The organism is Acidimicrobiales bacterium (genome assembly GCA_035630295.1).
Taxonomy (GTDB): domain Bacteria; phylum Actinomycetota; class Acidimicrobiia; order Acidimicrobiales; family Iamiaceae; genus Iamia.
This window is the reverse complement of record DASQKY010000019.1, coordinates 1-20,693: the sequence shown is the minus strand read 5'-3', so window position 1 is coordinate 20,693 and position 20,693 is coordinate 1. Positions and strand designations below refer to the sequence as shown.

The following is a 20,693-nucleotide window of genomic DNA, read 5'->3' as shown; positions in this document are numbered from 1 at the left end:
CCGCACCGCCACGAAGGCCGTCGGAGCGGTCTTCCTGCTCGTCGGCGTCCTCGGCTTCATCCCCGGGATCACGAGCAACTACGACGCCATGGAGCTCGCCGGCCACGAGAGCGGCGCCGAGCTCCTCGGCATCTTCCAGGTGTCGATCCTGCACAACATCGTCCACCTGCTGTTCGGCCTGGTGGGCCTGGTGGCGGCCCGTCGCGCCCGCGACGCCGTGCTCTACCTGCTGGTGGGCGGCGTCGTGTACCTGGCGCTGGCGGCCTACGGCTTCGCCGTCGACCACGACCACGACGCCAACTTCGTGCCCGTCAACACGGCCGACGACTGGCTGCACGTCGGGCTGGGCCTGGGGATGCTCGCCCTGGGGGCGGCCGCCCTGGCCGCCGGCCGGGCCGCGCTCGACCGGCGCCGCTGACCCGCACCGGCCCGCTCCCGCGTCGGAGGCGCACCGCCCCGGCCTCGGCCCGGGCGGGGGCGGCCCGGCTCTGGCCGCGGCGCGGTCCGGGCGGCGTAGGGTGAGGGGTGACTCGGTGAGTTGCCTTGTTCCCTCCAGCAGCTGGGGGCCCTCCGTTGGCTCATCCCCATCAGCAGGGATCTCAATGCCCCACTCGCCGGACCCCGTCCGTGCCGCGCTCGACGCCCTCGCGGGCTTCCTGATCGGCACCGCGCCGCTCGACGGGACCTTGCGCTACATCTCGCAGGTCACGGTGGACGCCTTCCCCGCCGCCCACTTCGCCGGGATCTCGACGCTCGTCGACGGTGAGCCCCGCACCGCCGTGTTCACCCACGAGACCGCGGTGGACATCGACTCCGCCCAGTACGAGACGGGCGAGGGGCCGTGCCTCGACGCCTACCGCCACAAGGCCGTCTACCGGATCGACGACACCGAGGTCGAGAAACGGTGGCCCGCCTTCGCCTCGACCGCCGCCGACCACGGCATTCGCAGCACCTTCTCGCTCCCGATGATCTCCAACGACGAGGGGTTCGGTGCGCTCAACCTCTACTCGCCCGACGTCGAGGGGTTCGCGGAGGCCGATGCCGACCTCGGCCTGGCCCTGGCCGGGCAGGCGGCCACCCTGCTGGCCAACTCACAGATCTACTGGGACGCCCACCAGCTCACCGAGAGCCTCCAGGAGGCCATGCGGTCGCGAGCGCAGATCGAGCAGGCCAAGGGCATCCTCATGGTCAGCAGCCGGTGCACCGCCGACGAGGCCTTCGCCCTGCTGGTGCGGGCCTCCCAGAGGGAGAACCGCAAGCTGCGCGACATCGCGGCCGAGATGGTGGAGCGGGCGCAGCGGCGCGACGCCCTCTGAGGCCACCCGCCGCCGCCGTCGTTGCGGTCCTGGCGGCCAGGGCAGGCGTCCACGGTGGCACTCCGAGCGCTGGCCCTGAGCTGCCGTCCCCTGGCCGCCCGGCCCGCTCACCCCGGGCCCCGGGTCAGGGGACGGTGGTCTCGACCAGGACGTCCACGACGTCCTCGAGGCGGTCGCGGCGAGCGTGGGCCCGGCGTTGGCGCTCGGCGCCGGTCCCGTGCTCGAGCAGGCAGGCCACGCCGGCCTCGACGTCGGGTGCGTCGCCCAGGCCCTCGAGGGCGGGCCGGAGCCGCCGCAGGAGGTCCTCGACCACCAGCGGAGCCGGCCGGGCCTGGGCCGCGGCCAAATCGACCAGCTCCCCGGAGAGGCCGAAGCGGGCGGCACGCCAGAGGGCGGCCCGCAGGACCTCGGGCCGGGGGACGGGGGCCGGCTCGCCGGCACGCACCGCGGCCTCGGCCGTCACCACCAGGGCCCGGCACAGGCCGGCCAGGGTGACGCTCTCGCCCACCGTCACGGGGACGTCCGCCACCCGGAACTCGAGGGTCGGGTACCGGGCCGACGGTCGTACGTCCCAGTAGAGCCGGGCCGGGGCGTCGATGGCGCTGGTGGCCTGGAGCAGCGAGACCAGCCCGTCGTACTCGGCCCGGGAGGCGAAGGGTTCGGGCAGCCCGGCGGTGGGCCAGCGGTGGAAGACCTCCGTGCGGTAGCTGGCGTAGCGGGTGTCGACGCCGGCCCAGAAGGGGGAGTTGCCGCTGAGGGCCAGCAGGATCGGCACGTCCAGCCGCACCCGGTTCATCACCTGGATGGCCATCTCGGGGTCCGGCACCCCGACGTGGACGTGGCAGCCGGACACCACCTGCTCGTCGGTCAGCAGCCCGTAGTCGTCGGCCAGCTGCAGGTACGCGGCGTGGGGCGTGACCCCGCCGGCGTCCTGCCACGGTGACGACGGGTGGGTCCCGGTGGCCAGCACCCGGGCGCCGTGGGCCCGGGCCGCGACGTCGAGCCGGCGGCGCAGCGACGTCAGCGAGGCGCGCACCTCGGCCAGGGTGGCACACACCGCCGAACCCGTCTCCACCTGGGCTCGGCTCAACTCGCGGTCGATCGTGTCCTCGTCGCGGTGCTCGGCGCTGGCCACGATGGCCCGGGCGTCACCACGCAACCGGCCGGTGTCGGCGTCGACGACGAACAGCTCTTCCTCGACGCCGACGGTGGGGGCCGGACCTGTCACCGGCTCCGACTTCCCCGCCGGGGCTCCGGCAAGCAGCACCGACCGGGCGGCGCGTGCCCGGGTCGCCGGGCACGCGCCGGGCGGTCAGGGCGTGCTGACGATGTCGAGCTCGTCCCAGGTGACGGCCAGCCCGGGGGGACCGGGCACCTCGAAGGCCGGATCGCAGGGCTCGTTGGGGTCGTGGAACAGGAAACCGGCCGGAGACGACAGGTCGTAGACGTCGTCGTCGGAGCTGGGCGGCACGGAGTCCCACGTCCCGATCAGGCCGAAGCCGTAGAGCAGGTACGTGCAGACCGCGGGACCCGGGGTGCAGGGCCGGCGGTCAGGCCGGGTCGGCCTCCCGGTCGGTGCCCACCTTCAGCACGCCGTCGATCTGGGACAGGTTGGGCACCAGCTCCTGGACCGAGCCCTTGCCGTGCACCACCAACGACACCTGGACCTGGCCGTCGGAGAGGCTCCGGCGCTCGACGGACAGGTCGGAGACCGTGAACCCGTGGCCGGTCAGCGAGCTCAGGGCGTGGCGGAGGACCCCCCGCCCGTCCACGTAGGTCACGGTGACGTAGGTGGGGTTCCACTTGGTCCCCGGCACCCACCGCATCAGGGCCGGGAGGACGATGACCACCACGAAGTGGGCCACGGTGGCGCCGGCGGCCAGGACGTACATGCCGGCCCCGCAGGCCATGCCGACCATGGCCGACAGCCACACCACCGCAGCGGTGGTGAGCCCCCGCACCGCGTCGCGCCGCACGAAGATGAGGCCGGCGCCCAGGAACCCGACCCCGGACACGATCTGGGCCGCCACCCGGGACGGGTCGAGGCTGGTCTGCGGGTTGCCGACGAGGTCGCCGAAGCCGTACTTGCTGACCATCATGGCCACCGCCGCCCCCAGCCCGACGAGGGCGTGGGTGCGGAGGCCGGCGCTCTTGGAGCGGATCTCGCGCTCCAGGCCGATGCACGAGCACAGGACCATGGCCAGGCCGAGCCGCAGCAGCATCTCCGCGTCGTTGCCCACCACACCTCCCGTTGCCGGCCGTGCGGGACCTCCTCCGGCGGGGCGCCATGCTGGCACGTCGGCCCCTCGGCCACACAGCGGACCGCCGGGAGGCGGGGATGGGCGCGAGCGGGCCGCCATCCTCGACCCGAAGGGAAGATGACGGACCGCTCTGGGTCCCGCCAGGACGCGGGTGGACAGGTGACGAACGCAGTCAGTGGTGACCACGTCGCCGGTGGCGCGCATCAGGGATGCGGGGAACCATCGTCGGGATGCCGGAGCTTCCCTTGCGAGCCTTGCCTCAAAGGCTCGTCACCTGTGTGCCCCCCGGGCGTGTGCCGGGGACCGCTTTCTACCATCGAACGCGGAGAGCGAGATAGAACGGGTGTCTCTTGACATCGCCGCACGCCCGTGACCCGGGCCGAGACAGCTCTCTACACTTTGGAGGGGTTTGCTATCGTGGCTCCCATGGAGCATGGGCCTGACGACCCGGCCGAAACCTCGGCCCGCCAGCGGCTCCTCGACGCCGGCGCCGACCTCGTACGTTCGCTGACGGCGGCCGATGTCCTGCCCGGCGTCCGATCGGCGTGCCGGGCGGCCGGCGTACCCACCGGCAGCTTCTACAACTGCTTCGCCGATGCCACCGAGTTCCACGTGGCCCTGGTCGAGCGGCTCATGGCCCACCCGCCGGCCGAGCAGCGGGTGGACCGCTCGTGCGACCGGGCCGAGGAGATCGTCCAGACCACGTCGGGGGCCGCCATCGTGGCCCAGGTGGCGTCCAACGCCGGAGCCGGCCTGACCATCATCCTGGAGCAGCTCCGGGCGGCCACCCAGGCCCAGCAGCTCCTCAGCGCGGTGGCCGACCGGGACGACGTGGTGGCCGAGGCGGCCCGCCGGGCCTACGGCGAGCGCGTCCTGCGCACCTCCGCCCGCCAGGAGGAGGCCATGGCCGTCCTCCTGGAGGGCCTGGACTGCACCATCCGTCCGCCCTTCACCGTGGAGTCGGTCGTGACCCTCCTGAGCGCGGTGTCCGACGGGTTGGTGATGCGGGCCCAGCTGGAGCCGGGCTTCGACCCCATGACCCTGCTGGAGGACACGGTGCGGATCGTCTTCGTGTCGCTGCTGTGCGACAACGACGACCCCGCCGACCTCGACGACGTCCTGGCCACCGTGGCCCCCGGCGACGAGGGCCCGGGGCCGGTGGCCGGGCCTGCGTCCCGGCCCGCCCGGGTGGCCTGACCGCTCCGACCCGGCCCGGCCGGAGGGCCGGCCCCGGGCGCCGGGGCACTAGAAAGCGGTCGTGAAGGGTCTGGTCCTCGCCGGCGGCAACGGGACCCGGCTCCGGCCCATCACCCACACCGGGGCCAAGCAGCTGGTGCCGGTGGCCAACAAGCCGATCCTGTTCTACGGGCTGGAGCACCTGGCCGCGGCCGGCATCACCGAGGTCGGGATGGTCGTCGGGGCCACCGGGCCCGAGATCCGCGACGCGGTGGGGGACGGATCGGCCTGGGGCCTGGCCGTCACCTACATCGAGCAGGACGAGCCCCGGGGCCTGGCCCACTGCGTCCTCATCGCCCGGGACTTCCTGGGCGACGACGACGTCATCGTCTACCTGGGGGACAACCTGCTGCGCCACGGGGTCACCGATCTGGTCCGCCGCTTCGAGGCCCGTCGCCACCCCGCCCCCGGCCCCGACGGCCGGGTCGAGCCCTTCTCGGCCCAGGTCCTCCTGGCCCGGGTGCCCGACCCGCAGCGCTTCGGGGTGGCGGTCCTCGGCCCCGACGGCACCGTCGCCGGGCTGGTGGAGAAGCCCGAACGCCCCCCCTCGGACCTGGCCCTGGTCGGGGTCTACCTCTTCGACCGCAGCATCCACGACGCGGTGCGGGCCATCCGGCCCTCGGCCCGGGGCGAGCTGGAGATCACCGACGCCATCGAGTGGCTCATCCACCGGGGGCACCGGGTGCGCCACCAGGTCCTGGACGGCTGGTGGAAGGACACCGGGGCCCTCGCCCCCCTCCTGGAGGGCAACCGGCTGGTGCTGGAGGCCGTGGAGCCGGCCATCGACGGGACCGTGGACGGCGCCTCGCGGATCGAGGGCCGGGTCCGCATCGGGGCCGGCGCCGTGGTCGAGGCCTCGGTGATCCGGGGGCCGGCCGTCATCGGCGAGGGGGCCCGCGTGGCCCGCAGCCAGGTCGGGCCGTTCACCGCCATCGGGCCCGGCTGCCAGATCGTCGACTCCGGGATCGAGGACTCGATCGTCCTGCGCGACAGCCGGGTGACGGGCGTGGCCCACCTGGCCGGCTCGCTCATCGGCCGGGAGGTCGAGGTCACCCGCACCGAACGGGCCCCGGGTCCCACCCGGCTGATGCTGGGGGACCACTCCTGGCTCGACCTGGGCGCCTAGGCCGGGGCAGGGTGGCGGCCATGGCCCGCATCGACCCCGACCAGCCCATCGCCGGGGTGGTGGTGGCCACCCCCGCGGTCCACCGCGACGAGCGGGGCTGCTTCGTCGAGACCTACCGGCGGAGCTGGATCCCCGGCAGCCGGGAGATGGTGCAGGCCAACCGGGCCGACCGGGCCGCGGGCTGCGTGGTCGGCCTGCACTACCACCGCCACCAGGCCGACTACTGGTACGTGCCCGCCGGTCGGGCCCGGGTGGTGCTCCACGACCTGCGGGCCGGCGCGCCCACCGACGGGGCGACCATGGTGCTCGACCTGGGGGCCGCGGCCGAGCCCGGCGGCGCCCACGACCACCGCGGCCTCTACATCCCGCCCGGCGTGGCCCACGGCTTCGCCGCCCTGTCGGACATGACCATCACCTACCTGGTCGACGGCTACCACGACCCGGCCGACGAGCTGGGCGTGGCCTGGGACGACCCGGCGGTGGCGGCCGACTGGGGCGTGGCCGAGCCCGTCCTCTCGGCCCGCGACCGGGCCAACCCCCGGCGCGACCAGCTCGACCCGGCCCTCCGGCCCCGGGCCGGGGACGCCTGAGCGGCGTGCGCCTCTTCGTCACCGGCGGGGCCGGCTTCATCGGCTCGAACTACGTGCGCCGGGTGCTGTCCACCACCGACGCCCGGGTCACGGCCTACGACGCCCTCACCTACGCCGGGAACCGGGAGACGGTGGCCGACCTGGTCGACGACCCCCGCTTCACCCTGGTGCAGGGCGACGTCCGGGACCGGCCCGCGGTGGAGGCGGCCATGGCCGGCCACGACACGGTGGTCCACTTCGCGGCCGAGACCCACGTGGATCGCTCCATCGTCGGCCCCGAGGCGTTCGTGTCCACCAACTGCGGGGGCACCGAGGTGGTCATGGGGGCGGCGGTGCGGCACCAGGTGGCCCGGGTGGTCCACATCGGGACCGACGAGGTCTACGGCTCGGTCGAGGCCGGGTCCTCGGGCGAGGACGACCTGCTGGCCCCCCGCTCGCCCTACGCGGCCTCCAAGGCCGGGGCCGACCTGATCGCCCTGGCCCACCACCACACCTACGGCCTGCCCGTGGCCGTCACCCGGTGCGCCAACAACCTGGGACCCTTCCAGCACCCCGAGAAGGCCGTGCCCCGCTTCACCACCCGTCTCCTGGAGGGGCGGCCGGTCCCGCTCTACGGCGACGGGCTCCACCAGCGCGACTGGCTCCACGTCGAGGACCACTGCGCCGCCGTGCACCTGGTGCTGGAGCGGGGGGTGCCCGGTGAGATCTACAACGTCGGTGCCGGCCACCCCATCGCCAACCGCGAGCTGGTCGACCGACTCCTGGCCCTCACCGGCCGGGGCACCGAGCTGGTCCAGCCGGTGACCGACCGCCCGGGCCACGACCGTCGCTACGCGGTGGACAGCACCAAGGTGCGGGCCCTGGGCTGGGCCGGGGCCCGACCCCTGGATGAGGCCCTGGCCGCCACCGTGGCCTGGTACCGGGGCAACGAGTGGTGGTGGCGGCCCCTGGCCGGTGACCCCCGATGAGGGTGCCCACCCTGCTGGTGACCGGGGCCCGGGGCCAGGTCGGGCACGAGGTCGAGGCGGCCTTCACCCGGGCCGGGTGGCAGGTCACCGCAGTCGGCCACCGGGAGCTGGACGTGACCGACGGCGAGGCCGTGGCCGCGGCGCTGCACGGCCTCCGGCCCACCGCGGTGGTCAACGCCGCGGCCTGGACCGACGTCGACGCCTGCGAGGCCGACCCCGACCGGGCCCGGCGGGTCAACGCCCTCGGTGTCCGCCACCTGGCCGCGGCCAGCGCCGCGGCGGGGGCCTTCCTGTGCCACCTGTCCACCGACCACGTCTTCGACGGCACCCAGGCCGCCCCCTATCGCGAGGACGACGCACCGCACCCGCTCTCGGCCTACGGCCGTTCCAAGTGGGAGGGCGAGCAGGAGGCCGGCCCCGGGGCCTGCGTGGTCCGCACCTCGTGGGTGTGCGGTCGGCACGGCGACAACGCGGTGACCACCATCCTCCGCCTGGCCGGCCAGCCCGAGCGCCCCCTGGCCTTCGTGGACGACCAGCGCGGCTGCCTGACGGTGGACTCGGACCTGGCCGGCACCCTCCTGCGGCTGGTGACCGACCGCCGGGCCGGGCTCCACCACGTCACCGGCCAGGGCCCGGCCACCTGGTACGAGATCGCCCGCCGGGTGCTGGCCGCGGCGGGGCACGACCCGGACCGGGTCCGCCCCGTCGCCACCGCCGAGCTGCGCCCGCCCCGGGCCGCCCCCCGGCCGGCCAACGGGGTGCTGGACAACGCGGTGCTGCGCCGCGAGGGCATCCCGCTCCTACCCCCCGTCGAGGAGTCCCTCCCGGCCCTGGTGGCCGAGCTGCGCGCCGCTCAGCGCTGGTAGACCCGCACGTGGTCGACCTCGAGGTCGGCGTGGCCGCCGGCCGGCTGGTAGCCGCGGGCCACGGTGGCGGCATCGACCCCGTGGGCTCCCACCCAGGCCGACAGCACGAGCTGCTGGGGGCGGTCCAGGCCGAAGGGGTTGGGGAACGGCCCCTTGGCGTTGCCCCAGCCGCCGGCCGCCACCAGCACCCGGGTCCCGTCCGGCTGGACCCGCCAGGTGCCGGCCCGATCGAACACGGCGATGGGCCGGTCGTCGACCAGGAAGCGGATCTGCATGGTGGTGGGGTCCGACGGGTCGGTGGGCTCCCACTCGACGGCGTAGGTGGCCCAGGCGGTCACGTCGTAGGCGGGGTGGGGCACGCTCTGGCTGCCGCAGGTGCAGGTGTAGTCGTAGTGGATGGCCGGCTTGAACCGGCTGATGTTGGGCTCGGCGTCCTTGCCGATGTACTCCCAGACGTCGATCTCCGAGGCGTTGTCCCTGGTCCAGCCGGGGCCGACCACGCCGTGGGTCCAGAACCCGCCCCACAGGTAGTTGCCGCGGTGGGTCCAGCGGCCCCGGACCTCGAAGCGGCCCCCGGCCTGGCTGAAGGTGCCCCAGGTGTTGAGCCCGGCTCCGGACTGGGCCTGGCCGCCGGCGCAGGCCCCGTTCGCCTCCTGGGTCCGCATGACCAGGATGCCGTCCCGGACGCTGACGTTGCGGGCCAGGGGGCAGGTCGAGGCCTTGGGCGACTCGACCTGGCCGCCCTCGGCCTCGTCGTAGACGTTCCACTTGGTGGTGTCGACCGCGGTGCCGTCGAACTCGTCGGCGAAGGTGAGGCGCCAGCCGGGGCGGGTGGGGGTGGCCGGGGCGGTGGGCGAAGGAGTGGTGGGGCCGAGGACGAGGGCGGGGGCGGCGGCCGGGCCGCTGGCGGCGGCCCCCTCGCGGGAGAGGACCTCCAGCTCGTACGGGCTGGTGGTGGTGAGGGCCAGGTGGACGCGGCCGCCGGACACCGGGACGCCCCGGAGGGGGATGGCAAGGCGCTGGCCGGCCACGGTGGTGCCCTGGCCCAGCACCCCGCCGAGGGCGGGCCGGGTGGCGAAGGTGGTGGTGTCGCTGAAGGCCCCGGTGGCGCGGACCTGGACGGCGAAGCGGGACTGCCGGGGGGTGAGGGCCAGGGTGGCGTCCAAGGTGGCCCCCGTGTCGGCCACCGGGAACGAGACGTAGCCGATCTTCGTCTTGCCCTGGCTGTCCATGACCCGCAGGACGGTGTCGCCGCCCCGGGTGGCGGTGGGCTGGCCCGAGACGGCGAAGGTGTCGACATCGGCCACCACGGACCGGGTACCGGCCGGCGGGGTGGGCCGGGGCGGGGCGGTGGCGGGGGGCGGGGGCCGGGGCGCCGGGGCGGGCGCCGGGGGCTCGCAGGCCGTGGCCACGGTGCCCAGGGCCGCCAGGACGACGAGGGCGGGCAGCCGTCGCGACCACCGGAGGTGGGGGCGGCGATGCAGCACGTCGGCTCCTCGGGGTGACGGGACGGGTCCCAGGCCTCATCGACCGGGAACCCGTTGTCCTGAGGGGTTTCCCACTGATCGTGAGCGTGCTCACCGTGCGTGGCGAGGCCGAGACGGAACGAAGTCCGAACCCGCCCATCCGCATGGCCGACGACGGGGCCCGACGCGGTGGCCCGGTGCCTTGGAGGAGGCCTCGGCGCGACTGCCCTGGCGGCGGACGGGTGGGCCACCCCTGGCAACGGGTCCCGTTCGGCGCGACGCTGGGGGGCATGCGCCTCTCGTCCTCGCCCTGGCGCGCCACGATGACCGTGGCGCTCGTCCTCACCCTGGCCGCGGCCGGAACGGCCTGCGGGGGAGGTGACGACGACGACGGCGCCTCGGCCGGCGACACCACGACCACCACGGTCGAGGCCGGGACCACGGGCACCACCGAGGGCGGCACGGTGACGAGCGGGACCACCGCCACCACCGGGCCCCAGGAGACCGAGATCGAGACGACCAGCGGCGACCGGGTGGCCATGGCCGACACCGCCTTCGACCCGTCCACCCTGACCGTGGCCGTGGGCAGCCAGGTGACGTGGACCAACGACGACTCGGTTCCCCACACCACCACCAGCGACGACGGGGTGTGGAGCTCCGACGAGCTCGACGCCGGGGCCTCCTTCTCCCACACCTTCGACGAGGCCGGCACCTACACCTACGTGTGCGAGATCCACTCCGGCATGGCCGGCGAGGTGGTCGTCCAGTAGCCCAGCCGTCCCCGGGCCCGGGGACGGCCCGTCACAGCTCGCGCACCGCCACCATGCGCACCACCGGCTCGCCGGCCTCGTCCGAGGCCCGCAGGTCGACCTCGGCCTCCAGCGCCCAGGCGTGCTCGTCGGCCGGGTCGTCCAGGACCTGGCGCAGGTCCCACCGGTCCGGGTGCTCGGTCACCTGGAGCAGCGCCGGGTTGCGGGCGTCGGGGCCGATGCCGATGGACGGGTGCTCGGCGAAGTAGGGCTGCAGCTCCTGGTACCAGCGCTCGGCCGTCCACGTGTCGGGCCCCTCCAGCTCCCCCAGCGCGGTCCAGCGTTGGCCGGCGGCCAGCTCCACCCGCAGGAACATGGCGTTGCGGGCCAGCACGGTGAAGGCCCGGCGGTTGGCGGTGACCGGGGGCGGGGCCACCTCGACGGGTGCCTCCGACGGGCGGGGGACGGTGGCACCGCCGTCGCCGGGCTGGCGCAGGGCCTCCCACTCGTCGAGGAGGCTGGAGTCGACCTGGCGGACGATCTCGCCCAGCCACTCGGTGATGTCGACCAGCTCGTCGGTCTTGGTGTCCTCGGGGACGGTCTTGACCAGGGTGCGGTACGCGTCGGTCAGGTAGCGCAGCACGGTGCCCTCCACCCGGGCCAGCTGGTAGAAGCGGACGTAGTCGGTGAAGCCCATGGCCCGCTCGTACATGTCCCGCACCACGGCCTTGGGGCGCAGGGGTTGGTCGGCCACCCAGGGGTGGCTCTGGCGGTACAGGTCGAACATGGGGTCGAGCAGCTCGGCCAGGGGCCGGGGGTGGGTGACGTCCTCCAGCTCGACCATGCGCTGCTCGTAGTCCTTGCCGTCGGCCTTCATCTGGGCCACGGCCTCCCCCTTGGCCTTGCTGACCTGGGCCGCGATCACGGGCCGGGGGTCCTCCAACACCGCCTCGATCACCGACACCACGTCCAGGGCCCAGGTCAGGCTCTCGGGGTCGAGCAGGTCGAGGGCGGCCAGGGCGAAGGGGGCCAGGGGCTGGTTGAGGGCGAAGTCGGGCTGGAGCTCGACGGTGACCCGCACGGTGCGGCCCTTCTCGTCGGGCTCGTCCAGCTCCTCGACCACCCCGCCGTCCAGCAGGGCCCGCTCGATCTCGGCCGCTCGGGCCAGGTGCTTCTCCCGCTCCGGCTCGGGGTCCAGGTTGTCGGTGAGCAGGTGGCGCAGGGCGGCCCGCCCGTCGCCCGGGCGGTCCAGCACGTTGATGAGCATGGCGTGCGACACGTGGAGGCTGGTGGTGAGGGGCTCGGGCTCGGCCCCCACCAGCCGGGTGAAGGTGGGCTCGCCCCACGACACGGTGCCGGGCGGCGGCTTCTTCTTGACCAGCTTGCGCTTCTTGCCGTCGGCCTGGGTCTTGGCCGACGCCTTGGCCTCGGCCCGCGCGTTGTCGATGGCGTGCTCGGGGGCCATGACCACCACCGTGCCCAGGGTGTCGAACCCGGCCCGGCCCGCCCGCCCGCCGATCTGGTGGAACTCGCGGGCCGAGAGGAGCCGGGTCGAGATCCCGTCGTACTTGGACAGGGAGGTGAACAGCACGGTGCGGATGGGCACGTTGATGCCCACCCCCAGGGTGTCGGTCCCGCAGATGACCTTGAGCAGCCCGGCCTGAGCCAGGCGCTCGACCAGGCGCCGGTACTTGGGCAGCATCCCGGCGTGGTGCACGCCGATGCCCTGGCGCACGAAGCGCGACAGGGTCTTGCCGAACCCGGCGGCGAAGCGGAAGTCGCCGATCAGCTCGGCGATGGCGTCCTTCTCCTCCCGGGTGCAGAGCTTGAGGCTGGTCAGGGCCTGGGCCCGCTCGGCCGCGCCGGCCTGGGTGAAGCGGACGACGTAGACCGGTGCCCCGCCGCCGGCCAGCAGCTCCTGCAGCGTCTCGGTGAGGGGCACGGTGCGGAACTCGTGCACCAGGGGCACGGGCCGGGTGGCGGAGCGCACCACGGCCACCGGGCGCCCGGTGCGGCGCTCCAGGTCGGTCTCGAACCGGCTGGTGTCGCCCAGGGTGGCCGACAGCAGGATGTGCTGGGCGTCGACCAGCTCCAGCAGGGGCACCTGCCAGGCCCAGCCCCGGTCCGGTTCGGCCACGTAGTGGAACTCGTCCATCACCACTTGGCCCACCGGGGCGTGGCGGCCGTGGCGCAGGGCCATGTTGGCCAGGACCTCGGCCGTGCAGCAGATGATCGGGGCCTCGTGGTTCACCGCCGCGTCGCCGGTCAGCATGCCCACCCGGTCAGCCCCGAAGGTGGCCGACAGCTCGAAGAACTTCTCCGACACCAGGGCCTTGATCGGCGCGGTGTAGAAGCTGCGGCGCCCCTGGGCCAGGGCGGAGGCGTGGGCCGCGGCGGCGATGAGGCTCTTGCCCGAGCCGGTCGGCGTGTTGACGATGACGTGGCTGCCGGAGGCGACCTCCAGGAGGGCTTCCTCCTGGTGCGGGTACAGGACCAGGCCCCGGTCCTCGACCCACCCCAGGAAGGCGTCGACCACGTCCTCGGGCGAGCCCGAGGCCGGCACCCGGTCGCCCAGGTTGGTCTGGTCCCCCTGCTGGCCGGCCGTCACCGGTCCGATGGTAGGGACTGCCGGGGTGGGGACCCTCGGTCGTGGATCCGGCGGCCGCTCCCGATGTGGGCCATGATCCCCGCCAGCCGCCGAGGTGGGCGGCTCCCCGGAGTCGGTCGCGACGGTGTCGCCGGCCGGGCGGGGCGACCACGACGAGGTTCCCCAGAGATGCGCACGAACAGGTTCCGGGTGGCGGCGGTGGCGGTCGCCCTGGCGGTGGCGGTGGCCGCCTGCGGGGGAGGCGACGACGACGGCGGCGCGGCCGGCGTGGCCCAGGAGTCGACCACCACGTCGACCGAGCCGCCCCAGGACGGCCAGATGGAGACCTCGGTCCCGGAGATCGAGGAGCCCATCGAGCCCATGGGCGACCCGTCCCAGGTCGACACCGACACCACCGAGAGCGCCGACCAGGTCATGATCGCCGCCGCCCTGGACGTGGAGGAGTTCTGGCGCTCGACCTACCCCGAGGTCTACGAGGAGGACTACGAGGAGATCGCCGGCGGGTTCTGGACCTACGGCCCCGACACCGAGGGCGCCGACCTGCCGCCTTGCCCCGGCGTCACCGCCTACGAGGACATCGCCGTGAACGCCTTCTACTGCAGCGACGGCGACCTCATCGCCTGGGACCGCGAGGGCCTGGTGGAGCCGTTCATCGAGGAGTTCGGCGCCTTCACCGCCGCGGTGGTCATGGCCCACGAGTTCGGCCACGCCATCCAGGCCCGCACCGGCGACTTCGACACCCTGCGCTCGGTCATCAGCGAGCTCCAGGCTGACTGCTTCGCCGGGGCCTGGGTGGCCCACGTCATCGACGGGGAGAGCGAGGCCTTCCAGGCCGACCTGGACGACCTGGACGTGGCCATCGCCGGCCTCATCGAGATCCGCGACGCCCCCGGCTCCTCGCCGGACGACCCGCAGGCCCACGGCTCCGGCTTCGACCGGGTGTCGGCCTTCTCCGACGGGATCGACGAGGGCGCGGCCCGCTGCGCCGGGTACGGGACCGAGGAGCCGGTGGTGGTCCAGCAGGTCTTCGACACCCAGGAGGAGTCGTCCATGGGCGACCTCCCGGCCGAGGAACTGCTGCCCCTCCTGGTCGGCGACCTGGAGGACTACTACGCGGGCCTGTTCGAGCAGCTCGGCAGCCCCTGGGAGGAGATCTCCGACGTGCAGATCGTCGACCCCGCCCGCGACGAGGTCGAGTGCGGCGGCGACGTGCTGGCCCCCGAGGACATCGAGTTCGGCGTCTACTACTGCGTCGACGAGAACACGGTGGTGCTCGACGGCGTCGAGCTGGTGCCCGCCCTGGAGGAGATCGGCGACTTCGCCCTCGGCGCCGAGCTGGCCCGGCAGTGGTCGTTCGCGGCCCAGGTCCAGCAGGGCAACACCGACAACTCCAAGGAGTCGCTGCTCAACGCCGACTGCCTGACCGGCCTCTACGCCGGCGACGTGTTCTTCAAGCTCCGCCCCGACTCGGAGCTGAGCCTCTCGGCCGGTGACCTCGACGAGGCCATCATCTCCTTCCTGGCCTTCGGCGGCGACGCCGAGAGCGGCAGCCCGTTCGAGCGCACCGAAGCGTTCCGCACCGGCTTCCTGGGCGGCTTCGACGACTGCGAGGCCCTCCTGGCCTGAGCGGCCGCCGCCCTAGTCTCGGCCCGTGCTCCTCCTCGCCAACCCGGTCCGGGACTACGCCTGGGGCGCGGCCGACGGCTTGGCCCGGCTCCTGGGCACCGAACCGACCGGAGGCCCCGAGGCCGAGCTGTGGGTCGGCGCCCACCCCGGCAGCCCTTCCCGGCTGCCCGACGGGCGCCCCCTGGGCCAAGAGGTCGAGGCCGACCCCCAGGCCGTGCTGGGCCCGGCGGTCGTCGAGCGCTACGGGCCCCGGCTGCCGTTCCTGCTCAAGATCCTGGCCATCGGGGGGCCGCTCAGCATCCAGCTCCACCCGTCGCCCGAGCAGGCCCGGGCCGGCTGGGACCGGGAGGAGGAGGCCGGCATCCCCCTCGACGCCCCGACCCGCACCTACCGCGACCCGTACGCCAAGCCCGAGGTGCTGGTGGCGCTGGAGCCCACCTGGGTGCTGACCGGCTTCCGGACCGGGGCCGCCGCCGCCGCCGCCCTCGGCGCGCTGGACGACCCGGCGGTCGCAGCCCTGGCCGACCGGGTCCGGGCCGAGCCCGACGCTCGGCTCGCCCTGGAGGCGCTCCTGGCCGCCACCGGCGAGGCCGCCGGGGCCCTGGCCGACGCCGCGGCTCGGGCCGGCGGGGTGGCGCCCGCCGTCGAGGGCAGCGACGACCGGCCCGGGCCGGCGCCCGCCGACCCGGGCTCGGCCGCCGATCCGGTGGCGGCCTGGACCCGGCGCCTGGCCGCCGCCTTCCCGGGGGACCCCACCGCCCTGGCCCCGTGCGTCCTGGAGCTCCGGCGCCTGGAGCCGGGGGAGGGGGTGTTCCTGCCCGCCGGGGTGCCCCACGCCTACCTGGAGGGGGCCGGGGTCGAGCTCATGGCCGCCTCCGACAACGTGGTGCGGGGAGGCCTGACCCCCAAGCACGTGGACCGGGCCGAGCTGGCCCGCCTGCTGGCTCCCGCCGGGACCGGCGTGGCCCTGCTGCCCGGCGACGGCGAGGAGGGCGGCGCGGTGGCCTACCGGCCGCCGGTGCCGGAGATCGCCCTCCGGCGGGTCGACCTGGACGGCGACCCGGTCCCGGCCCCCGTCGCCGGGCCCGGCCCGGCCCTGGTCCTGGCCACCGAGGGCGAGGTGACGGTGTCGGCCGGGGCCGAGGCCGTGACCCTGGGCGCGGGCCGGGCCGTCCTGGTGCCGGCGGCCCAGCGGGACGGGTGCCGGCTGGCCGGCCGGGGCACGGCCTGGTGGGCCACCGTCGGCTCCGACCCCTCGGCGTCGTGAGCCGGCGCCGGCTGGGGCGCCGGTTCTACGGCCGGGACCCCCGGGAGGTGGCCCCCGAGCTGCTGGGCACCCTCCTGGTCCACGGCGAGCGGGTGGGCCGCATCGTCGAGGTCGAGGCCTACTGCGGCACGGAGGACCCCGGGAGCCACGCCTACCGGGGCCCCACCCCCCGGACCCGGGTCATGTTCGGCCCCCCGGGCCACCTCTACGTGTACTTCAGCTACGGCATGCACTGGTGCGCCAACGTGGTGTGCGGCACCGACGGGCAGGCCGGCGCGGTGCTGCTCCGGGCCGTGGCCCCGGTGACCGGCCTGGAGGCCATGCGGGCGGCCCGGCCCCGGGCCCGGCGGGACCTCGACCTCACCAGCGGGCCGGCCAAGCTGTGCCAGGCCTTCGGCCTGGACGGCGCCTTCGACGGTGCCGACCTGGTGCGCTCGGACCGGGGCGTGCACCTGGCCGTCGACGGCACCCCGCTCGGGGTGGCCCCGGCCACCAGCCCCCGCATCGGCCTGTCGGCCGGGGCCGAGCTGCCGTGGCGCTGGTACGTGCCCGGCGACCCCCACGTCTCGGGACGGCCGCGATGACCGGGCCCCGGCCCCAGCCCGACCCGGCCTGGGAGGTGCTGGGGGCCGGCGACCCTCGGTCCACGTCCCGGCCGGGCGATCGCGACCTGGCCCGGGCCCTGGTCGAGGCGGCGTCCCTGCCCGCCTCGCTGGACCCCCTGCGGGCCCGCGCCCTGGCCCTGTGGGCGGCGCCGGCCGACCCCCTGGATCGGGCCAGCCTGCCCGACCACATGACCGCCTCGGCCGTGGTGGTGGCCCCGGGCCGGGGGGCGCTGCTGCTGCACCACCGGAAGCTGGGGCGGTGGTTCCAGCCCGGCGGCCACGTGGACGGGGACGGGAACCTGCTGGCCGCGGCGTGCCGGGAGGCGGCCGAGGAGACGGGCCTGGCCGGCCTGGTGCCGGTGGTGCCCGCCGTCGACCTGGACGTGCACGACGTGGCCTACCCCGACGGCTCGTTCCACGTGCACCACGACCTGCGCTTCCTCCTCCTGGCCGAAGACGACGCGCCGGTGGCGGCCAACCACGAGTCGACCGGTTGGCGCTGGGTGCGCACCGAGGCCGACCTGGACGCCGCCGGCGCCGATGCCAGCACCCGCCGCCTGGTGCGCCGGGGCCTGGCCGTGGCCGCCCTGGTGGGGGAGCGTCGGCCCTAGCCGACGTCGCCAGCGGGGCCGCAGGACGGCATGTCGTTCACGTCGGCGAAGATCTCGACGACCGTGTCGAGGGGATCGTTGAACTTCTCGGTGGTCACGAAGCGGGCGTCCGGGTCGGTGCGGATGGCCGCCGCGTAGGCGTCGCGGTCGCCCAGCAGGTCCCGCCAGTCGGCCAGCCACCGCTCGACCACCTCCCGGTCGCCGGCCGAGGCCGGGGGCGGGTCGGCCAGCCCGTCGAGCAGGGCCCGGAGCTCGGCGCTGGAGGTGTCGATGTCGTCGGCCCGCTGGACCCGGCTCCGGCGCCCCACCGCCTCCCTCGTGTCGATGCGGGCCATGGTCGTGGCGCACGCCGCCTCGGCCCGCTCCACCCAGCGCCGGTCGTCCAGGCGGTCGGGGTTCTGCTTGGCCGGCGCGCCCGAGAAGATCCACAGCCAGAACAGGGCCACGGCCAGCATGGCGGCCACGCCCAGGACCCGGCCCACGGTGAAGCCGTGCCGGGGGCCGCCGGGGCCGGCCCCGTCCGGCGGGGCCACGAGCGGGGTGTCGGTGCGGGGGGCGGCCACGGCCACAGCGTGGTGGCCCGGCGGGCCGGCGGTCCACTCGGTGGGCCGGCCCGGCCCGGCCGTCGTCGGGGCACGGGCCAGACTGGCGCGGTGACGACCGCCGACGTGCTCGCCGACCTCGAGGCCCGGGGCCTCGTCCACCTGACCACCGACCGCGACGCCCTGGCCGCCCGCCTGGCCCGGGGGCGCGTCACGGCCTACCTGGGCCTGGACCCCACGGCCGACAGCCTGCACATCGGCAACCTGATCGGCCTGCTGGTGCTCCGGCGGCTGGGCGACGCCGGGCACCGGGTCGTCGGGCTGGCCGGGGGGGCCACCGGCCTGATCGGCGACCCGTCGGGCCGCTCGGACGAGCGCAACCTGCTCGACGACGAGATCCTGGCGGCCAACGTGGAGGCCATCTCGGCCCAGATCGCCCGGGTGGTCGACCCGGACGGCTCCCGGGGGGCCCGGTTCGTCGACAACCGGGACTGGACCGACGAGCTCACGCTCATCGACTTCCTGCGCGACGTGGGACGCCACGTCACCGTGAACCAGATGCTGGCCCGCGACTCGGTGCGGGCCCGCCTCGAGAGCGAGCAGGGCATCTCCTTCACCGAGTTCTCCTACATGCTGCTCCAGGCCCGGGACTACGTGTGGCTCCACGACCACCACGACGTCGAGCTGCAGGTCGGCGGGTCGGACCAGTGGGGCAACATCGTCTCGGGCGTGGACCTGGTCCGGCGGGTCCGGGGGGTCTCGGTCCACGCCCTGTGCTGGCCCCTGCTGACGGGGCCGGACGGCGCCAAGCTGGGCAAGAGCACCGGTGGGCGGGTCTGGCTGGCGGCCGAGCGGACCAGCCCGTACCAGCTCTTCCAGCACTTCATCCAGGTCGACGACGCCGAGGTCGACCGCCAGCTCCGGTGGCTCACCCTGCTCCCCGTGCCCGAGATCGAGGCCCTGGTCCGGGCCCACGGCGCCGATCCGGCCCGGCGGGAGGCCCAGCGCCGCCTGGCCCGGGAGGTCACCACCGTGGTCCACGGGGCCGAGGCGGCGGCGGCCGCCGAGGAGGCGTCGGCCGTGCTCTTCGGGGGGGATCCCACCGGGGCCTCGGCTCCGGCCCTGGCCGCGGTGGCCGCCGAGGTGCCCAGCGTGGCCCTCGACGGGCCGGAGCGCGAGGGGGCCACCGTGGCCGGCCTGCTGCGGGACGCCGGCCTGGTGACCTCGACCAGCGAGGCCCGCCGGGCCCTCGACCAGGGCGGCGTCTACCTCAACGGGGCCCGCCTGGGGGCCGACCGGGCCCTCGGGCCCGCGGACCTCCTGCACGGGCGCTACGCCCTGCTCCGCAAGGGGAAGCGGGCCTACGCCATGGCCGTGGCGGTGCCCTGACCAGGGCCGTCGCCCGCCCGCGGGCCCGGTGGATTTGGACGGCGCCGGGGCCCGTGCCTAGGTTCTCGGCACCCCCCACCTCCGGGTGAGGGGTTGCCACCGAGGTCCCGGCCCCGAGGGAGTTGACGCTCCCGAGGCCCGCCGGTAGGGTGGTCAGCCGCCCAGGGAACGGTTCCACCGATCCCGAGGCACCCGGCACCACCGCCCACGGGCGACTGCCGGAGAGCGGCTCCCTTCGGGGAGCAGGGTGCTCCTTGAAAACAGAACAGAGGACGTACGAGTGCGGGCCTGCCGCCTCGGTGCTTCGGCATCGGCGCGACAGGTTTGTCAATTCAACGCATCAAGTAACGGACAAGCCAATTGTCTGTTCTGATGCCAGTCGGACACAAGGGACGTCAGGTCCCGTCCGGCTCTCTATTACCCGATCGAAGACCGGACCACCTCGGTGGCGAGGTCGAGATCTTGACGGAGAGTTTGATCCTGGCTCAGGACGAACGCTGGCGGCACGCTTCATACATGCAAGTCGAACGTGAAGCCCGGAGCTTGCTCTGGGTGGAAAGTGGCGAACGGGTGCGTAACACGTGAGCAACCTGCCCCGAAGACCGGGATAACAGCGGGAAACCGCTGCTAATACCGGATACCTTCATCATGTCGCATGGCGAGATGAAGAAATGGATTCCGCTTCGGGATGGGCTCGCGGTCTATCAGCTTGTTGGTGAGGTAATGGCTCACCAAGGCTACGACGGATAGCTGGTCTGAGAGGATGTCCAGCCACACTGGGACTGAGACACGGCCCAGACTCCTACGGGAGGCAGCAGTGGGGAATCTTGCGCAATGCGCGAAAGCGTGACGCAGCAACGCCGCGTGGAGGAAGACGGTCTTCGGATTGTAAACTCCTTTCAGTTGGGACGAAGCTCAACGGGGTAATAGCTCGGTGGAGTGACGGTACCTTCAGAAGAAGCCCCGGCTAACTACGTGCCAGCAGCCGCGGTAATACGTAGGGGGCGAGCGTTGTCCGGAATCATTGGGCGTAAAGCGCGTGTAGGCGGTCCGGTAAGTCCGCTGTGAAAGTCGGGGGCTCAACCCTCGGATGCCGGTGGATACTGTCGGGCTTGAGTACGGAAGAGGCGAGTGGAATTCCTGGTGTAGCGGTGAAATGCGCAGATATCAGGAGGAACACCAATTGCGAAGGCAGCTCGCTGGGACGTTACTGACGCTGAGACGCGAAAGCGTGGGGAGCAAACAGGATTAGATACCCTGGTAGTCCACGCCGTAAACGATGGGCACTAGGTGTGGGGGGTGTCGACTCCCTCCGTGCCGAAGCTAACGCATTAAGTGCCCCGCCTGGGGAGTACGGCCGCAAGGCTAAAACTCAAAGGAATTGACGGGGGCCCGCACAAGCAGCGGAGCATGTGGTTTAATTCGACGCAACGCGAAGAACCTTACCTGGGCTTGACATGTTCCTGA

19 protein-coding genes and 1 rRNA gene are annotated in these 20,693 nt (G+C 74.1%); 14 read left to right on the top strand and 6 right to left on the bottom strand.

Annotation, left to right across the window (positions count from 1 at the left end):
- Together VEW93_04755 and VEW93_04750 are read left to right on the top strand one after the other, a co-directional pair.
- On the top strand, positions 1–418 hold a 418-nt coding region (locus VEW93_04755; protein HYI61094.1), incomplete at its 5' end, for a DUF4383 domain-containing protein.
- Positions 419–602: 184 nt separating this feature from the next.
- Positions 603–1,316, top strand: coding sequence for a GAF and ANTAR domain-containing protein (locus VEW93_04750; GenBank protein ID HYI61093.1), 714 nt, complete (start codon positions 603–605; stop codon positions 1,314–1,316).
- A 124-nt stretch (positions 1,317–1,440) separates the two neighbouring features.
- On the opposite strand, the gene VEW93_04745 is transcribed toward VEW93_04750, so the two are convergent.
- From VEW93_04745 to VEW93_04735, 3 genes are all read right to left on the bottom strand, one after another.
- A complete protein-coding gene (locus tag VEW93_04745) occupies positions 1,441–2,544 on the bottom strand; it encodes a glutamate--cysteine ligase (GenBank protein HYI61092.1) in 1,104 nt (367 codons plus the stop codon).
- A gap of 84 nt (positions 2,545–2,628) precedes the next feature.
- Positions 2,629–2,787 (bottom strand): hypothetical protein, encoded by a 159-nt coding sequence (locus VEW93_04740; GenBank protein HYI61091.1) that lies wholly within the window; start codon positions 2,785–2,787, stop codon positions 2,629–2,631.
- A gap of 79 nt (positions 2,788–2,866) precedes the next feature.
- Entirely contained in the window at positions 2,867–3,556 is a 690-nt protein-coding gene (locus VEW93_04735; GenBank protein HYI61090.1) for an MgtC/SapB family protein, read from the bottom strand.
- Between the two features lie 447 nt (positions 3,557–4,003).
- Here VEW93_04735 and VEW93_04730 point away from each other — a divergent pair, with 447 nt between their 5' ends.
- The 5 genes from VEW93_04730 (at position 4,004) to rfbD (ending at position 8,363) form a co-directional block, all read left to right on the top strand.
- Positions 4,004–4,774 carry a TetR/AcrR family transcriptional regulator gene (locus VEW93_04730; GenBank protein HYI61089.1) on the top strand — a complete coding sequence of 257 codons (771 nt, stop codon included), beginning with the start codon at positions 4,004–4,006 and terminating at the stop codon, positions 4,772–4,774.
- 61 nt (positions 4,775–4,835) lie between these two features.
- Complete coding sequence (locus tag VEW93_04725) at positions 4,836–5,939, top strand: glucose-1-phosphate thymidylyltransferase (GenBank protein HYI61088.1); 1,104 nt, start codon at positions 4,836–4,838, stop codon at positions 5,937–5,939.
- A gap of 20 nt (positions 5,940–5,959) precedes the next feature.
- Positions 5,960–6,529 (top strand): dTDP-4-dehydrorhamnose 3,5-epimerase family protein, encoded by a 570-nt coding sequence (locus tag VEW93_04720; GenBank protein HYI61087.1) that lies wholly within the window; start codon positions 5,960–5,962, stop codon positions 6,527–6,529.
- 5 nt (positions 6,530–6,534) lie between these two features.
- Complete coding sequence (rfbB, locus tag VEW93_04715) at positions 6,535–7,497, top strand: dTDP-glucose 4,6-dehydratase (protein ID HYI61086.1); 963 nt, start codon at positions 6,535–6,537, stop codon at positions 7,495–7,497.
- Positions 7,494–8,363 (top strand): dTDP-4-dehydrorhamnose reductase, encoded by an 870-nt coding sequence (gene rfbD / locus VEW93_04710; protein HYI61085.1) that lies wholly within the window; start codon positions 7,494–7,496, stop codon positions 8,361–8,363. Before rfbB ends, rfbD begins: the two co-directional genes overlap by 4 nt.
- Here rfbD and VEW93_04705 read toward each other — a convergent pair.
- On the bottom strand, positions 8,351–9,850 hold the full coding sequence (locus VEW93_04705; protein ID HYI61084.1) for a glycoside hydrolase family 16 protein: 1,500 nt from the start codon (positions 9,848–9,850) through the stop codon (positions 8,351–8,353). The two genes, rfbD and VEW93_04705, sit on opposite strands and share 13 nt — an antisense overlap.
- Before the next feature lie 269 nt (positions 9,851–10,119).
- Between VEW93_04705 and VEW93_04700 the strand changes: the two genes are divergently transcribed.
- A complete protein-coding gene (locus tag VEW93_04700; GenBank protein ID HYI61083.1) occupies positions 10,120–10,599 on the top strand; it encodes a plastocyanin/azurin family copper-binding protein in 480 nt (159 codons plus the stop codon).
- 31 nt (positions 10,600–10,630) lie between these two features.
- On the opposite strand, the gene VEW93_04695 is transcribed toward VEW93_04700, so the two are convergent.
- Positions 10,631–13,186 (bottom strand): DUF3516 domain-containing protein, encoded by a 2,556-nt coding sequence (locus VEW93_04695; protein HYI61082.1) that lies wholly within the window; start codon positions 13,184–13,186, stop codon positions 10,631–10,633.
- Between the two features lie 168 nt (positions 13,187–13,354).
- On the opposite strand from VEW93_04695, the gene VEW93_04690 reads away from it, so the two are divergent.
- The 4 genes from VEW93_04690 to VEW93_04675 are packed head-to-tail and all read left to right on the top strand — an operon-like array spanning position 13,355 to position 17,295.
- The gene (locus tag VEW93_04690) at positions 13,355–14,812 is read left to right on the top strand and encodes a neutral zinc metallopeptidase (protein ID HYI61081.1); all 1,458 of its coding nucleotides are present in this window, start codon (positions 13,355–13,357) and stop codon (positions 14,810–14,812) included.
- A 25-nt stretch (positions 14,813–14,837) separates the two neighbouring features.
- Positions 14,838–16,079, top strand: coding sequence for a type I phosphomannose isomerase catalytic subunit (locus VEW93_04685; protein ID HYI61080.1), 1,242 nt, complete (start codon positions 14,838–14,840; stop codon positions 16,077–16,079).
- Positions 16,076–16,663, top strand: coding sequence for a DNA-3-methyladenine glycosylase (locus VEW93_04680; protein HYI61079.1), 588 nt, complete (start codon positions 16,076–16,078; stop codon positions 16,661–16,663). The genes VEW93_04685 and VEW93_04680 overlap by 4 nt, the downstream gene beginning before the upstream one ends.
- A complete protein-coding gene (locus VEW93_04675) occupies positions 16,660–17,295 on the top strand; it encodes an NUDIX domain-containing protein (protein HYI61078.1) in 636 nt (211 codons plus the stop codon). The genes VEW93_04680 and VEW93_04675 overlap by 4 nt, the downstream gene beginning before the upstream one ends.
- Here the strand turns inward: VEW93_04675 and VEW93_04670 are convergent.
- Positions 17,292–17,858, bottom strand: coding sequence for a hypothetical protein (locus VEW93_04670; GenBank protein HYI61077.1), 567 nt, complete (start codon positions 17,856–17,858; stop codon positions 17,292–17,294). The two genes, VEW93_04675 and VEW93_04670, sit on opposite strands and share 4 nt — an antisense overlap.
- A 90-nt stretch (positions 17,859–17,948) precedes the next feature.
- Between VEW93_04670 and tyrS the strand changes: the two genes are divergently transcribed.
- Positions 17,949–19,226 (top strand): tyrosine--tRNA ligase, encoded by a 1,278-nt coding sequence (gene tyrS, locus VEW93_04665; protein ID HYI61076.1) that lies wholly within the window; start codon positions 17,949–17,951, stop codon positions 19,224–19,226.
- 462 nt (positions 19,227–19,688) lie between these two features.
- A 16S ribosomal RNA gene (locus tag VEW93_04660) occupies positions 19,689–20,693 on the top strand; the annotation flags it as partial.

What these genes read in the sequence shown, in the direction of transcription:
- VEW93_04750 (HYI61093.1), top strand. Translation starts at nt 603, where the DNA reads ATGCCCCACTCGCCGGACCCCGTCCGTGCCGCGCTCGACGCCCTCGCG.
- VEW93_04720 (HYI61087.1), top strand. Translation starts at nt 5,960, where the DNA reads ATGGCCCGCATCGACCCCGACCAGCCCATCGCCGGGGTGGTGGTGGCC.
- VEW93_04690 (HYI61081.1), top strand. Translation starts at nt 13,355, where the DNA reads ATGCGCACGAACAGGTTCCGGGTGGCGGCGGTGGCGGTCGCCCTGGCG.
- VEW93_04700 (HYI61083.1), top strand. Translation starts at nt 10,120, where the DNA reads ATGCGCCTCTCGTCCTCGCCCTGGCGCGCCACGATGACCGTGGCGCTC.
- rfbD (HYI61085.1), top strand. Translation starts at nt 7,494, where the DNA reads ATGAGGGTGCCCACCCTGCTGGTGACCGGGGCCCGGGGCCAGGTCGGG.
- VEW93_04730 (HYI61089.1), top strand. Translation starts at nt 4,004, where the DNA reads ATGGAGCATGGGCCTGACGACCCGGCCGAAACCTCGGCCCGCCAGCGG.
- VEW93_04675 (HYI61078.1), top strand. Translation starts at nt 16,660, where the DNA reads ATGACCGGGCCCCGGCCCCAGCCCGACCCGGCCTGGGAGGTGCTGGGG.